Below are 15,339 nucleotides of genomic sequence, written 5' to 3'. Positions count from 1 at the left end.
CCATGTATGCGTCACCGGCCGAGATTCAGATCCTCATGCATACGGCTATCGAACTCGTCGTAGCAGCCGGTCTTGGCGCAGCGCGCGCGATAGGCATTATGATGATCCTACCGGTATTTACACGTTCTCAGACCGATGGCCTGATCCGCGGCTGCCTGGCTGTCGGCTTCGGATTACCATGTCTGGCACATGTCAGCGACGCGTTGCAGGCGCTGGATCCTGAAACACGTCTGATTGAGGTAGCTCTGCTCGGATTGAAGGAAGTTCTTGTCGGCGCACTACTTGGCACCTTCCTTGGCATTCCCTTATGGGGACTTCAGGCGGCCGGTGAGTTTATCGACAACCAACGCGGCGTCACCAACCCGTCCGCCCCGACCGACCCCGCGACGAATAGTCAGGCTTCCGCCATGGGAGTCTTTCTCGGGATCACTGCGATTGCCATCTTCGTCGCATCAGGGGGGCTGGAAACGTTGATCGGCGCCCTTTATGGCAGCTATTTGATCTGGCCCGTGTATAAGTTTTATCCTACATTGAGCACGCAAGGAGCAATGGAGGTGTTAGGGCTCCTCGACCAGATTATGCGCACGGCGTTATTGGTGTCAGGGCCCGTCGTGTTCTTTATGACGCTGATTGATGTATCCTTTATGCTACTGCGTCGCTTTGCGCCGCAATTCAAATTGACCCAACTGTCCCCGGCGATCAAGAATCTTGTCTTTCCGATTCTCATGGTTACATACGCTGGCTATCTCGTAGAGGGTATGAAACTGGAGATCACACAAGCGAATGGCGCGCTCGAGTGGTTCGATAGATTGCTGAAATGAGCGACTCGAGCGAAGAGAAGACACACGCCGCCACCCCCAAAAAGCTAAACGATGCACGCAAAAAAGGGCAGCTGCCACATAGCTCCGATTTCGTTCGCGCGGTCGGCACTTGCGCTGGTCTCGGATACCTTTGGCTAAGAGGCAGCGCGATCGAAGACAAATGCCGCGAAGCGCTACTATTTGTCGACAAGCTGCAGAACCTGCCATTTGACTTCGCGGTCCGGCAGGCGCTGGTTGTGCTTGCCGAACTCACCTTGGCAACTGTTGGCCCGCTGCTTGGAACGCTTGTCGCGGCGGTGCTTTTGGCAAGCATATTAGCCAATGGTGGATTTGTTTTCTCTCTCGAGCCAATGACGCCCAACTTCGATAAAATTAATCCTTTTCAAGGGCTGAAGCGCTTGGCGTCTGCGCGTTCGATGGTCGAACTCGGGAAGACGCTGTTTAAAGTATTCGTTCTCGGCGCAACCTTTTCCTTTTGCCTTCTCGGCATGTGGAAGACGATGGTCTATCTGCCGTTCTGCGGCATGGGCTGTTTGGGCCTTGTCGTTACGGGGGCAAAACTGCTGATCGGAATTGGCGCCGGCGCACTTCTGGCCGCTGGCCTGATCGATCTCCTGGTGCAGCGTGCGTTGTTTCTGCGCGAAATGAGGATGACCAAGACTGAAGTCACGCGCGAGCTGAAGGATCAGCAAGGGGCGCCAGAGTTGAAGAGTGAACGACGTCGCATTCGTGACGAGTCAGCTGACGAACCTCCCCTCGGTGTGCATCACGCCACGCTGATCTTCAAAGGAACGGCGATACTGATCGGTCTGCGTTACGTCCGCGGTGAAACCGGGGTGCCCGTCCTGGTTTGCCGCGCCGATGGCGAGCGGGCTTCACACCTGCTTAGCGAGGCGCGAGCGCTACGTCTTGAAATTGTCGACAACGATGTCCTAGCGCATCAGCTCATCGGCAAAACGCAACTGGGCAGACCCATTCCCATGCAATATTTCGAGCCCGTGGCGAGAGCACTCTTCGCCGCAGGATTGGCCTAGCCCTGGGGCCTCTGTGGCCGCCCCGTAACACAAGAGGGCTAGTGCCATTTTGGACGTGATCGGAGTGCGGTCTTCCGTGAGGCCTTTATGTGTAACATTCCTAGCCTGAAAAATTCGTGGGAGTCGGCGGGTTTCATGCAAGACGTTGAACGCATGATTTGGTTGCTCACGCCGATCCGCGCCATTTCACGGAGACCACTTAAGCTGCCGCTGAGCGGTTTGTCATTTGTGGTCGGCAAGCGCGGCGGCGCATGTGGCATGCAGAGCTTTGGAGCGGACAGACGCCGGCCGTGCTGACCCGAGCTGCCTCTGCGGTTTTCCGAGCTCTGATCGGCTGAATTAACGCACAATCCGCCGGGGAGCCACGCCCTTGGATCTCGCTGGATTCGGCGGCGAGCCTGAGCTCCCTCGGTGCAAAAAGGAGGAGCAGCAGCTGAACGCGGGAGCGCATCACCGCACCCAGGTCACACGACCAAGTTCGCACTTTTCCGGCCCGCGATGAATGGGAACGACCTTTCTCCTCAATTTGACAGCACGGCGGGCGTCATCAGCAGCGTTTGCCGGATGTTAGTGAGATCGCCGGGAAGTGCAATTGCGCCGTCGAGGCTGCCGCTCGCTTTGGCGCAGGTCGGTAGCAGAAGACGGTCCGGGCAAGGCGGGGCTCGGGAGTTCGCCTCCCGCGCCCTCAGCCCGCCACCGTGGGAAAGTTGGGAAATGATGATGTCGCAGCAACGAAGCCTCGGAATTTACCGCTACGTTCGAAGAATGTCAGGCCTCCTGTCAGGCGCTATTCCTTTGGCAGAAGCGCAGTACCCACTTTTCACCACTTTGCAGGAGGCCGAACCCTGCTCGATCATTATTTTCCGGTAGCCCGCTTTTTGTCCAGACTCGTCAGGTTCTCGAAAGCTCCTGCTCGTAGCCTGATGAGATTATCTTTAGGCGTCGGCGCCAATGGAACGCATGCAGGAGTACTTGATGGCCGCAGCAATTGGGAGTGGATTTGGCAACATTTCCTTAGCTCGCAGGGGGCATGGAGATCCGAAAAGCCAACCAGAGCAACCTGACAAGCCGGGTAGCGGGAATGATGACCCTAACAAACCGGGTAGCGGGAACAATGACCCAAACAAGCCGGTTGGCGGGAAAGATCCTGTGGACGGTCAGACTATCTCTGGGGATGATCAGCAAGCTCTAGCCGAAGCGTTCGACACGGTTCTCCACTCCGTTGCGCTAACTATTTTGAACGATGCCATGGCTGATGCCGACGAGGCTATTGCAGAAACTGAAGAGGATGCCTGACGTGGATGGTCTGCGTCAGGATGTGTGTGCCGTGCTGACGGGCGCGGTTTGAACAGAAGGAAAACGTTATGAGTAAAGCAGGTACTGGCACCAGTGCGGCTGGCACTGGGACTTCGGTGGCTACAGACGTAGGTACCAGAGTCGCGGGGAAAGCCGCTTTCGAGGCGCAAATCGCGGATCTAACGGCGGCTAGCTTGGAGGCTACGGCTAGGAGTATACAGCTGCGCACCGTTACGACCAACCTCAACACAATCAAGAAAGCGGCCGACGAGCGCGTTCAGTAGGTTCGGAAGCAGGGGTTCCCGATCGCGTCGCCAGGTGGCGCGATGTGGAACCGAAATGAGCCGCACGGCAATTGCCGTGCGGCTTCTCTCTTGTTCGGGAGAACATCCTTGAATGACGCCGTTTCTCTTGATTTCGAAGTTCTGTCGGGGCTCTATTGCGGGCTGACGGGTAAGACTGCTCTCGAAACGAGCTTAATCGGCTGCGGCTTAGACGCCGATATGATCTTCGTCGAGCAAGGATTGGCACCGCATCATTTTCGTATAACGCTCCTTGGCAACTCGATCGAGGTCGAGGCGCTTGCGGCCGGACTCAGCATCAAGGGTAAGCGGAATATCGCCGCGGGCGAGTGCGTTGTGGTGCCACTTCCTGTCGTCGTTCTCGCAGGCGAGATGTCCATTCTCTGGTCCGTGCAGGATGAAGTGACAAGTGGTCCGATAGGCATACCACGCCTCTCGATGCGTGTTCTGGCCACGGTGATAGTCAGCTCTCTAGCGGTCGGTATGCTCTCAGCCTTTTTTTCCTATAATGGGGACGGTGGTGCATCGAGACCCAATTCACCCAGTGCCGATCATGAGTCGAAGCGGACCAACCACCGCGCCGACGACCAGATTGCGGAGGCAGCGGCTAAAGAGCTGCAGGAGGAAGTCGATAGAGCGGGCCTACTCAATGTTAAGGTCGGCTCGGCAAAGGACACTGTGACGGCGGAGGGTACCGTCACGTCTGAATCGGTCATCAGTTGGCGGAAGCTCCAGCAGTGGTTCGATCATCGCACCAAGGGCGCCCTGACACTGGTCAATGGAGTGCTCATAAAAGACGAAAAGGCGCCATCCGCAATCGCAGTTGAAGCCGTTTGGCGTGGCCCGCAACCGTATCTTGTCATAGGTGGTGAGAAGTATTTTGTTGGCGCCGTTCTGGATGATGGATGGACGGTCGACAGGATCGAGGACGGTCGTGTGCTGCTGAGCCGTAATGGCCGCCTTGCTGCTCTCCCGTATTAGTCCGCAGGCCCTATCAAGCAGAATTGCGTGGTCAGCTACCATTCTGCCGCGCCCAGTACCACAACAAACCTGGACAGAGTGAAAACTTGCTGACCACCCAGCTTCGCGCATTCGGGCTCTCATGCCACAGCCTGCTGCTCGCGGGCTGCCCAATGAGGGACTTGGCCCTCGGACTTCGAATGCTACGCTTCACTGCGTAGCAGCAGAATAATTCTCAAGCGATCGTAAAGGGGCCTAGATGGCCAACGTCCTGCGTAAGTTCATCAACCGTTCGCCGGCCAACCCGGACCTGATGGTCGCGTTGATGCTGCTTCTGGCTATCGCTATGATGGTCATGCCTATCCCGATCGTGGTGGTCGACGCGCTGATAGGATTCAATATGGGACTGGCCATCCTGCTGATGATGGTTGCCCTGTATGTCAGTACTCCACTTGATCTTTCCTCTTTGCCCGGCATCATTTTGCTTTCCACGGTGTTCCGCCTGGCGCTCACCGTCGCAACGACGCGCCTGATCCTGGCCGAGGGGGAGGCAGGCGCCATCATCCATACGTTCGGCGATTTCGTGATCTCGGGCAATATCGTGGTCGGTTTCGTCATATTTCTGGTCGTCACCATGGTACAATTCATGGTCCTCGCGAAGGGCGCCGAACGCGTGGCCGAAGTGGCGGCGCGCTTCACGCTCGACGCTCTGCCGGGTAAGCAAATGGCGGTCGACGCAGAGCTACGCAACGGCCACATCGATGCCAACGAATCCCGCAGGCGACGCGCCGCATTGGAGAAGGAAAGCCAACTTTACGGCGCGATGGATGGCGCGATGAAGTTTGTGAAGGGCGATTCCATCGCCGGACTGGTGGTTATCTTCATCAACATGCTGGGTGGGATATCGATCGGCCTGCTCTCGAAGGGCATGTCCTTCGGCGATGTGCTGCATCACTATACTCTGCTAACGATAGGCGATGCATTGATATCGCAGATTCCGGCCCTGCTGCTATCAATTACAGCGGCGACCGTCGTCACTCGTGTCACGGGGGCGGCGAGGGTCAACCTTGGTACCGAAATAGTGAATCAGATCACTGCCAGCAAGCGACCAGTGCGGGTCGCAGCTTGCGTCCTGGTTTTGATGGGGTTCGTTCCTGGCTTCCCCCTGCCCGTCTTTTTGGTGTTGGCCGCAATCTTCGCCGCGATAAGCTTTGTGAAGGGCGATGTTGTCGATACCACAAGTGCAGGGGACACTCAAAAACAAACCGCGCCCGCGCAGGAATGTCCGATCGCTTTCTTCCTTGCGCCAGACCTGATGCATGCGATTGAACAAGTCGAATTGCAGCAGGAGATTGCACGCGTTTCGCAACTACTTTCAGCCGATCTTGGCATTGTCGTTCCCCCCATCCCTGTCACTGTCGACCAGCAGTTGCTGGAGTCTCAGTTTCGAATAGATATCGAGGGGGTGCCAGTTGAACAGGGTGTGTTTGATCCGAGCCAGCTGATGCTCAAAGACGATGTGGCGAACATCGAATCGAGCGGTATCCCGTATCGGCGTGATCCAAAAACGGACAGACTCGTGGCCGACCAAAGCCATGCACCGGCTCTCAAGAGTGCCGGCATCACACATTACGGTCCTGGCGAATTCCTCGCCTTGCGCCTCCATACAGCGTTGACCCGTTTCGCACCCCGATTGATCGGTATTCAAGAGACCCGACAATTGATAGGCCGAATGGAGAAGGACTATTCTGATCTGGTCAAGGAGGTGCTGCGCACGACGCCAATACCTCGGATTGCGGATGTGCTGCGCCGGCTCCTGGATGAAGGAATCCCGATCCGCCACACCCGCCTTCTCTTAGAAGGATTGGCGGAATGGAGCGAACGTGAGCCAAACGTTGCCCTGCTCACGGAATATATTCGTTCTGGTTTGAAGCGTCAGATCTGTCACCGCTATGCCAACACAGAGGGCATCGTGCCCGCCTTGGTCGTCGAACGCCAGAGTGAGGATGTGATGCGCAATGCAGTTCGAGATTCGGCTGCAGGACCCCACCTCGTACTAGAGGACCGGCAAAGCGAAGCGCTGCTGTCACAGGTACGTCAGATCCTTTCGAACACAGCACCGGGTCAGACCCGCCCTGTCGTTTTAACCTCAACGGACATCCGACGCTTCGTCCGCGGCTTTTTCACCAGAAACGGGATCGATGTTGCCGTGCTGTCTTATCAAGATATCGCCTCCGACTTTACAGTTAAACCCGCCGGGTCCGTCAAATTCCCGCATGGATTGATCAGTGGGCTGTCAGAGTAAACCCAATCCGTTTGCCATCGAATGAACGTGATAGCACTCTATGATAATTGGAAACCAAGCATGAATTCACACCAGAATACAGACGGCCGAGCATTTAGGAACTCACTTTTCTTCTCTGTACTCGCCATGCTGCCTCTCGGCGGTTGCGCCAGCTTGGACAAGCCTGCTCTTTCAGTGAGGGAGACGTCATCCCCAGAGCTGCTCAACGCCAACCAAATCGACCCGGCTATGCGAGAACGCATTTTGAGCGCGGTCGGCCAGGATGCACAAGAGCGGGCTCTGCGGGATGAGTTGACGCAGCACCCAGACAATGTCGATGCGGCGATCCGTCTTACGAATGCTTTGGTCGCGCAGAAGCGTCCGCATGAGGCGCTTCAGGTACTGGACAGGCTCTTGGTTGCAGCCCCAGGAAATTTGCGCGCATTGAACGCGAAGGGAGTGATCTTGGACCTTGAGGGGCGGCATGACGCGGCACAGGTGCTGTATCGGCAAGCTCTCGAGACAGAGCCTGGGAATCAGATGGTGCAGCACAATCTCGACCTGTCGCTTGCGTTTTAAAGGAAGTCCGGACCTGAGTGCGTTGGCGCGGTCGCGCTAGCTGTGCACATGCTCCGCCCGACACACCTTGGTCAGCGACCGGTTATTTCCAGCACCTCGGCGTCAGCGCCGGCCAGCTCCTGCACACGACCGGCGATGGTGGTTCGCGACCGCGTGCCCAGTTGATACAGGCCTCCCGCAGGATCGTCCGGACCATATTCTCGATGCTGCGCATTTCGTTCAGCACCGGGTGGCGGTGAACGAGGAGAGAACGCCAGAGCCGGCATTGCCAGCTCTTGACATGCACCGGCTGGCCTTCGGCGCGCAATCCGTCGTGAGGCCAGGCCGTCAGCGAGCACGCTTCCAGGTTGACGCGCTCCAGCGGGAGCCCGACTTTGGGCAGCGCGATGCGGGCAAGAAGATCAAAGGCAAGAAGCGGCATATTCTCGTCAATACCAAGGTCTCCTGATGCACGCCCTCGTTCATGCCGCCGACATCCAGGACTGCGATGGCGGCGTGATGGTGATGGCGAAGCTGTTCGGACTCGATCCCTTCCTGTTCAAGCTCTACGCCGGTGGCGGCCATTCCAGGGGCCGGAGTTCCAAAAGGGGCTGAGGAAGACAAATTCAATTTCGAATCGCACCAGGGCGCTCGCCTTCCTCAAGCTGGCCTCCATTCGCCTCATGGTCGGAAGGCTTCGGGCACTGTAAAGTTATCAGCGGATTGATGCAGCGATAGCTGGCCGGGACGGCTGTCACGCTGCGGCGAGACACGCGATTTTGTTCCAGATTTGCATGGCGGCGTTACGCAGGTCTCGATGTTGAGCCGATGACAGCGTATTGCGGGGAAAGTGGAACAGGTTGGCAATCGGATCATGGATGGAAACGAACCGCTGAAGCTGGCGTGCCGACTTGAAGCGTTTCATGGTCCTTTCGCGTCGTCGGGTCGGCTGGTGCGAATTTTCCGCTCGATTATTGAGGCCTTTGTGCGACCGGTGTTCGACACCGGGCATGAGGTCGCGCCTGGCGGCATCATAGGACCGGAGCTTGTCGGTGATCATGACTCGTGGTGTCCGCCCTTGAGCCTTCAGCAACTTGCGCATCAGACGCTTTGCCGCCTTGGCATTTCGGCGGCTTTGCACCAGCACTTCGAGGACGAAGCCGTCCTGATCGACGGCACGCCAGAGCCACTGCTTCTTGCCATTGATGGCCACCACACATTCGTCGAGATGCCATTTGTCGCCCAGGCAGCCGGCTGACCGTCGCTTGATCTCCCGGGCGAAATGCCGCCCGAATTTCTCCGCCCAGCTTCGAATGGTCTGATGCGTGACGATGATGCCGCGGGCCGCCAACATGTCCATGCGCAGGCTGAGCGGAAAGCGAAAGTAGAGCCATACCGCGTGCGCAATGATCTCGGCGGGAAAGCGGTGGCAACGATAAAGCGGATCACGAGCAACTTCTGACATGGCCCATGTTCGCACATCTTCATCAGCCGTCGGTTAACTTTACGGTGCCCGGCTACCTCATCAAGATGCCAGACATCGTCTTTCGATGGCGCCTTGCGGCGCAGGCGACGTGCATAATCGGGACTGTGCTTCTTTCCCCAGCGGCGGATGGTCTCGTAGGAGACGACGATCCCCCGCTCCAGCAGCATTTCTTCAACATCGCGCAGGCTCAGCCCGAACCGGTAATAAAGCCAGACGGCATGAGCAACGATTTCGATCGGGAAGCGATGGTTCTTGTAGGTGGCGCATGCTTCGACCATGCCAACCTGACTTATCGTCAAACCGTTAAGCCAAAATCAATGTGACAGCACCCCTGCTTGAGTTCCTGATAGTCCCGCTCGATCCGCCATCGCATCTTGGCCTGATCGACGAGGTCGGCAAGCCTGGTCTTTCCAGGCAAGGTCGAGAGCCAGTACTTAGTTGGCTCGACTTCACCGTCCGGCCATTCGATCAGGAACCATTCCTCAGCGTGGGGGACGGAGCGCCAGTAGTCGCGATGGGCCGGCCGAACCCGCACGGCGGCAAAGCGTGAGGCAAGCGACGCCTTGGAGCCCTCGCGCCAAGTAACCATGTGCCAGGCGTCCTCGGGCAGCGCTTGCGCCAGTTCCTTGGCTGAGACCGGCGCATGTTCAGCCTGCCGCCGAACGCGCGAGGGCGGGCGTCCGCGTCCGCTCCACGGCTTCGGCGGCAATGGTTGCGTGCCGGGCGACCACAGGCGGATCGAGGACTGGACCCCGACGACATAGGTCAAGCCCACCTTTGTCAGCCCGGTGCGGAAGGCGGTGTCGTTGCCGTAACCGGCATCGGCCAGCACCACGCCCCGTGAGACGCCGGCCTCCAGCGCCGCCCGAATCTGCGCGAGGGCGATTTCGGGCTTGGTGCGGAAGACCACATTCTCCGGCACGCCTGTCTTGGCCCGCCGGTCAGGGTCGTTCGCCCAGCTTTCCGGCAGATAGAGCTGATAGGCAATCGGCAGGCTCGCCTGCTCGGTGGCAACCGACAGAGAGACCGCGACCTGGCAGTTGTCCTGCTTGCCGAGCTGCCCGCAATACTGCCGTGCAACCCCAACCGAATGCTTGCCTTTCTTGGGAAAGCCGGTGTCGTCGACGATCCAAGCACGGATCTGCCCCTGACGCTCAAGCGCTGGCAGCACCTGTTCCCGCACGCGGCTCAGCACGGCATCATCCGACCAATCCGCCTTCGCTACGAAATGATGCAGCGACTGGTGCGCCGCCTGGACACGCCCAGGCTCCACCCGTGCCGCCATCGGCTCGACGCTTTTGCGCTCGCGCGGCAAAAGCAGCCCGGTGCAATAGGCCTTCAGCGGCGCCACCCGGTCAGCATGACCCAATACCGAGGCCAGCGTCTCGACATAGGCCGCAAAACGCGATTCACTCGTTTCGATTCCGTCCTGGAGATCCATCGCTCCCTCCATATGAAGCACGAATCGCCATTCTCGCAATCAGTCGTTAACGAAACTTACGACACAGTAAGACTAGGGGCCAGTTTGTAGAGTGCCGGATCGGCGTCTCTTAAAGAGAACACGGTTGTGCCCCTGACCGCAGGCTCTTGCGTGATTAGGGGAATCACATCGTCGACCGCCTCTGGAAACGCGTCTCCCGTGGCCCGTAGCATCTGAACCAACTTGAAGTTGGCCCTCGGCGTTTGGAGTTCGGCGTCAAGTGGCCAGGTGCCGCGAAACACCGGCCCAACAACTTCGCGCCAGGTCTTGAGCTTCTCTGCGGGCGCCTCCGACTTCCATCTCAATGGCGAAGCGGTGCCCGACCTGCCAGAGGGCATTGGACCCTATGCGGCGCAGTGCTGCTCTGGCCTCTACAGGTGCCCCTTCCGCGTGGGGCCGACCAGGCATGGATCAGCGCCGGGGCCTCGCCGGCCTTCACCGTCCGAGACTACAGGGAGCGATCAGCGTTCGGCCGGGCGGAGTTGGTCAGGTTACGCAGCCCGGGCGAGCGCGGATCGCGCTTGGCCGCTGATCGGTGATGACGCGCGGTTCTTGTCTCGATTTGGAAACCCGCCACGAGAAACGCTTGGCCGGCCAGTAGGTCGATGGTTGCGCCCGCCATCATCATCGTGCGCAACAGTCGACAGGGCGGCATTCCCGACAGCACGCCCGCATCATCCGAAAGTTAATTCCGATCCGTGATGCGCTGCGCGAGTGCCGAAGGCGAGGGAATTCGACGGCCCCCGAGAGAAAAAGCGAACGCAGTATGTGCATCGCCCCGCCGGAACTAGCTTACAGCGCGTCAGCTCACCGTCAGCTCGTTCGAGTAGCTCTCTTCGAGAGAGACCTAACAACTCAAAATCATATTAAAGACTTCCGCCAAAAAGGGAACGAATGCCATGTACGGTCGGAAAAGTGGCTCATCCGAAAGCTCCAACCAAGCTAACGACCCGGTACGGTCAAAGGGCAGCGACGGCTTTGGCAAGCACTTGCGCACATGGCGCCGCCTGGTCTCAATGCGAGTTCGTCTCCAGCGCCGGCACGCCCGTACTCGCTAGTTTCGCGGCCTCCTATCGTGGAGATCGACAGGTCTTCGTGTGTTTTGCATTGGGTTCAGGCTGGACCGGCGCGGCAGGGTCGATCCGGGCTGGCCATGACGACTGACGAAAACATGCCGCTGGTTCTCAGACGTCATGCCACCTGTCATCTGGGCGATTGCACTTACCCGCCAGAGCCCTGATGCACTACGGCTGACACATCAGCCCCAATCCACAGACAGCGCGTTCTCGTCTATATCGGAGATGAAAAAATGACGGGCATTGGCCGATCTGGAAAATCGCGCATTGGAGATGCTGGAGCCGGATCGAGCAGTTCGCGCTCGCAATCAGGTCTTGCCTCCGGGGAAGGCAGCCAAGGGTTCGGTTCCGTCCTGGAGCGGATGCGCTCTGAGGGAGGTAAAGGTTCACCCTCGGCTGGCGCTGCGCGAGGTGCCCATGATGACCTTGGCGGCAAATCTTCAGGCCCTTCCGTTCCCCCACATCGAATCCCGGCGGCTGCGCCACGTGCAGCCGCCGGGCCACGTGCGGCCGGTTCGCGGAGGCGCAGTGTTTCCTCAACGTCGGATGGTGAAGCCCTGGCGCCGGTCGCCAGCCAGCCGTCAACTTCGGGTGTGACAGTCCCCAGTTCCTCGTCAGGCGAAGTCATCAACGAGACAAAGCGACGAATGGGCTCGCTGATTGACGAAATCCAAGTTCTCGAAGAGAAGAGCCTGCATAGCGGAAAACCGATGGAGGGCTTCCGAGACGAGCTTGATCAGCTCGCTAATGCGGGCGCAGAACTTCTGGAATGCTACGCGAGCCTGCCCAAGGATGAGGCGCGCAGCACTCTGTCCGACGATGATGTGCGTCACTACCGCGCCGACGTGATTCATCGGGCGGACAGTGCCAACGAGCTGGCCCATACGATCTTCAAGAAGGAGGAACAGAACCGGAAGCGGATGGAGGACATTCTCCACAACTTGGTCAAATCCAATGCCACCCTCGACCAGCTGAGCCGATCGGCTCCCAGTATGGCGAAGTATCCCGTGGCCTGCGTGGAGCGTTGGGACAAGAAAGTACAGCGCCACGAATTGATGCGGGCCGTCTGCGTCGCGACAGCCGACTTACCAAGCTCAACAGCCGAGATGCGGCGGGAAGAAGAGGCCGCGCTGCGGCTGCACTCGGGCTGGGTTGTCAATTCAAAGATAATGCAGCTGCAATCGCGGATCAATCTCGCGCAGGTCAACATGGCCCCGCAGGCGATCATGCTCGAAGCACCCATCAGGGAACTCCTCATCGGTGACAACGGGCAAACGCGTCTGCTGGGTAACTTCATCGGCGAGGTTTTTCCGGCATTCGTCTCGACGGCCGAAGCTGTACTGAGGAAGGAAGGGCGCCCGCTCGACGCGGAACACTGCGCCGTTCTGGAAGGAGTTGTGGAGCGGCTTGCGGATTTTGCGTCGGCCTCGCACTCCGTGGTTGACAGGCTAAGGGATCACCAAGCAGGTGCTGGCCTCCCATTGGAACTGTTGACCCGGATCGTGGACGACGCCTGGATCGCTTCGGACGAGGTTACGGACCTCCTCGCACTGCAGCCGAAGCCGCCAGCCCCTGACCTGACGGCCGACGCTGCCGCTGCGATGCCGACTGGAACTGCCGGCAAGACTATGGTGGCCGAAAGCACTACAGCGCCCAGAAAAAAAGGAAAAGACAAGAGCAAGCAGGCCGCTGGCGCCGGGAGTTCGGCGGCCGGGCGGCCGGAGCCGCAAGTCGCTGCGGCCGTCAGCGACCCTGCGCCAGCAGCCAAGGTGCTCGTACGCACGGATTTAGGTACGAAGAAGCTCGTGAGTGCAGAGGAGGCGCAGAACAGTGCGTCGTCCGCGGCAGCACGCTTGGCGATCTTGCAAAATCCAACGACGGGGGAAAACACGAAGTCACTAGTCGCACGGTCGACCGAACTTTTGAAGTTCGATTTGCCTGCTCAGCAAAGTTTGATCTCCCGAGCGCGCTCCGGGAAGCCCGAGGACGTCGAACACGCCGTCGGCCTCGTGGTCCAGCGCCTGCAAACGCAGGCTGTCGAGATGGAGCCCTGCCTCCCAGCGTTGGAGGCGTCTCGTCTCTCCAAGGAGGGAAAGATGGACGACGTGCACCGACTAACGGTTCAGTTCAGGGACATGTTGGCCAATGTGCGGGGATTGGCTAAAGCTTGGGACGAACAAAAGCCTGATATGATCATGGATTGCATGAAGAGGTACCCATTTCCCTCGCAAAACCACCTTGAGCAGTTGCGGTCGGCCCGGGAGTTGACGCCTGCAGATCCCCCGTGCGCGTTGAACCCAGAGCCGAGCAATCTGTTCGAGATTAGGCTGCAGCCCAAGGCGCTGAGCAACCGTACACTACCGAGTCCAATGTGGGTGCACATCCACACGACACGAAAGATATATGCGCAGCAGTTGGCAACGCTGGACAGCGCCGAGTTCGCCGCTTGCCACGTCAAGTCCAATGAACAGCGCGGCCATAATCGGCAGTGGCAGACCTCCCGGGCTAAGAAGGGTTACGACAACGCAATCCACCGCGGCAAGCTCACCCCGGCGTTCTGTAAGTCCTTGTTGAGCGACCGGGCCGATATGCGAAATGGGCCGGCGTAACATCGGCATTTTGTGGATTCCAACCAGCTTAGTAGACAGAGGCGCAATCTGGGAAACCCCTGGCAGAGCGGCAGTGGCCTGGATCGCAGGTGTGGCTGATTCTCGCGATGGCCGGCATCGAGCATGCTGCTCTAGGGTTTTGGGTACTGCCCGACAACCTGACGACCCGACAGCACGCCTGCATCACCCGAAAGTTTTTCCAAATCCGCGATGTGGTGCACTAGACGTTATGACCGTGGTCTGAGGAGCGGCCCGCCCTTAGACTTTGCAGCTGTTAAGCAAACGGGGGTTGCTTCGGCACTGTAAAGTTATCAGCGGATTGATGCAGCGATAGCTGGCCGGGACGGCTGTCACGCTGCGGCGAGACACGCGATTTTGTTCCAGATTTGCATGGCGGCGTTACGCAGGTCTCGATGTTGAGCCGATGACAGCGTATTGCGGGGAAAGTGGAACAGGTTGGCAATCGGATCATGGATGGAAACGAACCGCTGAAGCTGGCGTGCCGACTTGAAGCGTTTCATGGTCCTTTCGCGTCGTCGGGTCGGCTGGTGCGAATTTTCCGCTCGATTATTGAGGCCTTTGTGCGACCGGTGTTCGACACCGGGCATGAGGTCGCGCCTGGCGGCATCATAGGACCGGAGCTTGTCGGTGATCATGACTCGTGGTGTCCGCCCTTGAGCCTTCAGCAACTTGCGCATCAGACGCTTTGCCGCCTTGGCATTTCGGCGGCTTTGCACCAGCACTTCGAGGACGAAGCCGTCCTGATCGACGGCACGCCAGAGCCACTGCTTCTTGCCATTGATGGCCACCACACATTCGTCGAGATGCCATTTGTCGCCCAGGCAGCCGGCTGACCGTCGCTTGATCTCCCGGGCGAAATGCCGCCCGAATTTCTCCGCCCAGCTTCGAATGGTCTGATGCGTGACGATGATGCCGCGGGCCGCCAACATGTCCATGCGCAGGCTGAGCGGAAAGCGAAAGTAGAGCCATACCGCGTGCGCAATGATCTCGGCGGGAAAGCGGTGGCAACGATAAAGCGGATCACGAGCAACTTCTGACATGGCCCATGTTCGCACATCTTCATCAGCCGTGGTTAACTTTACGGTGCCATACTACGCCATGCTGCAAGAACCAGCCATAGCCGCGTGACTCAAACCAAATGGCCTTCGCCAAACCCGGGACGGTTCTGAAACTCTCCGTCAGCTAATCGTCAGCCAAGCGATCTATCTAGACCTGCCGTGCCTAACCGGCCCGACGCTAACGGAAAGATAGTAGTGCAAATCCTAGTATAGCGAATTGGTGGCCCGTCCGATGCACACTACACGCGCATTGGCGAAGCTGACGAGGCGTGATTTCACTCATCAAAGCCTTCATACGCTAGGGCTCAGCGACATCAGCCCCAACAGCATAGGCAACACATCCTCGCCTATATC

General features: G+C 58.6%; 9 protein-coding genes and 4 pseudogenes. 8 read left to right on the top strand and 5 right to left on the bottom strand.

Annotation, left to right across the window (positions count from 1 at the left end; genetic code table 11):
• Window positions 1-2: 2 nt before the first annotated feature.
• The 6 genes from sctT to JG743_RS29880 all read left to right on the top strand — a co-directional run bounded on the left by sctT (window position 3) and on the right by JG743_RS29880 (window position 7,276).
• Window positions 3-821 carry a type III secretion system export apparatus subunit SctT gene (gene sctT, locus JG743_RS29905; RefSeq protein ID WP_010913976.1) on the top strand — a complete coding sequence of 273 codons (819 nt, stop codon included), beginning with the start codon at window positions 3-5 and terminating at the stop codon, window positions 819-821.
• Window positions 818-1,855 (top strand): EscU/YscU/HrcU family type III secretion system export apparatus switch protein, encoded by a 1,038-nt coding sequence (locus JG743_RS29900; RefSeq protein ID WP_010913977.1) that lies wholly within the window; start codon window positions 818-820, stop codon window positions 1,853-1,855. Before sctT ends, JG743_RS29900 begins: the two co-directional genes overlap by 4 nt.
• Window positions 1,856-2,830: 975 nt before the next feature.
• On the top strand, window positions 2,831-3,151 hold the full coding sequence (locus JG743_RS29895; protein ID WP_044551341.1) for a hypothetical protein: 321 nt from the start codon (window positions 2,831-2,833) through the stop codon (window positions 3,149-3,151).
• A gap of 392 nt (window positions 3,152-3,543) precedes the next feature.
• Window positions 3,544-4,434 (top strand): SctD/MshK family protein, encoded by an 891-nt coding sequence (locus JG743_RS29890; RefSeq protein ID WP_010913978.1) that lies wholly within the window; start codon window positions 3,544-3,546, stop codon window positions 4,432-4,434.
• Between the two features lie 238 nt (window positions 4,435-4,672).
• Complete coding sequence (gene sctV, locus JG743_RS29885; protein WP_010913979.1) at window positions 4,673-6,718, top strand: type III secretion system export apparatus subunit SctV; 2,046 nt, start codon at window positions 4,673-4,675, stop codon at window positions 6,716-6,718.
• Between the two features lie 60 nt (window positions 6,719-6,778).
• Complete coding sequence (locus tag JG743_RS29880; RefSeq protein ID WP_010913980.1) at window positions 6,779-7,276, top strand: tetratricopeptide repeat protein; 498 nt, start codon at window positions 6,779-6,781, stop codon at window positions 7,274-7,276.
• Window positions 7,277-7,386: 110 nt separating this feature from the next.
• On the opposite strand, the pseudogene JG743_RS29875 reads toward JG743_RS29880, so the two are convergent.
• Window positions 7,387-7,661, bottom strand: a pseudogene (locus JG743_RS29875) (IS110 family transposase); the annotation flags it as partial.
• Between JG743_RS29875 and JG743_RS34830 the strand changes: the two are divergent.
• A pseudogene (locus JG743_RS34830) lies at window positions 7,662-7,965 on the top strand (transposase); the annotation flags it as partial.
• Between the two features lie 44 nt (window positions 7,966-8,009).
• Here the strand turns inward: JG743_RS34830 and JG743_RS29865 are convergent.
• From JG743_RS29865 to JG743_RS29855, 3 genes and pseudogenes are all read right to left on the bottom strand, one after another.
• Window positions 8,010-8,720, bottom strand: coding sequence for an IS6 family transposase (locus JG743_RS29865; RefSeq protein WP_202295920.1), 711 nt, complete (start codon window positions 8,718-8,720; stop codon window positions 8,010-8,012).
• A 148-nt stretch (window positions 8,721-8,868) separates the two neighbouring features.
• A pseudogene (locus JG743_RS34825) lies at window positions 8,869-9,019 on the bottom strand (IS6 family transposase); the annotation flags it as partial.
• A 53-nt stretch (window positions 9,020-9,072) separates the two neighbouring features.
• Window positions 9,073-10,182, bottom strand: a pseudogene (locus JG743_RS29855) (IS701 family transposase); the annotation flags it as partial.
• Window positions 10,183-11,530: 1,348 nt separating this feature from the next.
• Here JG743_RS29855 and JG743_RS29850 point away from each other — a divergent pair.
• On the top strand, window positions 11,531-13,906 hold the full coding sequence (locus tag JG743_RS29850) for a hypothetical protein (RefSeq protein WP_446720452.1): 2,376 nt from the start codon (window positions 11,531-11,533) through the stop codon (window positions 13,904-13,906).
• A gap of 350 nt (window positions 13,907-14,256) precedes the next feature.
• Here the strand turns inward: JG743_RS29850 and JG743_RS29845 are convergent, their stop codons facing one another.
• Window positions 14,257-14,967 carry an IS6 family transposase gene (locus JG743_RS29845; protein ID WP_202295920.1) on the bottom strand — a complete coding sequence of 237 codons (711 nt, stop codon included), beginning with the start codon at window positions 14,965-14,967 and terminating at the stop codon, window positions 14,257-14,259.
• Between the last annotated feature and the right edge of the window lie 372 nt (window positions 14,968-15,339).

It is taken from the genome of Mesorhizobium sp. 131-2-1, assembly GCF_016756535.1.
Lineage (GTDB): Bacteria > Pseudomonadota > Alphaproteobacteria > Rhizobiales > Rhizobiaceae > Mesorhizobium.
Note: the sequence above shows the minus strand (reverse complement) of the source record. Positions and strands in the feature narration are given on the sequence as shown.

Bases quoted from the DNA above. Each gene is read 5' to 3' on its own strand.
- sctT (WP_010913976.1), top strand. From the start codon at position 3: ATGTATGCGTCACCGGCCGAGATTCAGATCCTCATGCATACGGCTATC.
- JG743_RS29900 (WP_010913977.1), top strand. From the start codon at position 818: ATGAGCGACTCGAGCGAAGAGAAGACACACGCCGCCACCCCCAAAAAG.
- JG743_RS29895 (WP_044551341.1), top strand. From the start codon at position 2,831: ATGGCCGCAGCAATTGGGAGTGGATTTGGCAACATTTCCTTAGCTCGC.
- sctV (WP_010913979.1), top strand. From the start codon at position 4,673: ATGGCCAACGTCCTGCGTAAGTTCATCAACCGTTCGCCGGCCAACCCG.
- JG743_RS29880 (WP_010913980.1), top strand. From the start codon at position 6,779: ATGAATTCACACCAGAATACAGACGGCCGAGCATTTAGGAACTCACTT.
- JG743_RS29865 (WP_202295920.1), bottom strand. From the start codon at position 8,720: ATGTCAGAAGTTGCTCGTGATCCGCTTTATCGTTGCCACCGCTTTCCC.
- JG743_RS29850 (WP_446720452.1), top strand. From the start codon at position 11,531: ATGACGGGCATTGGCCGATCTGGAAAATCGCGCATTGGAGATGCTGGA.
- JG743_RS29845 (WP_202295920.1), bottom strand. From the start codon at position 14,967: ATGTCAGAAGTTGCTCGTGATCCGCTTTATCGTTGCCACCGCTTTCCC.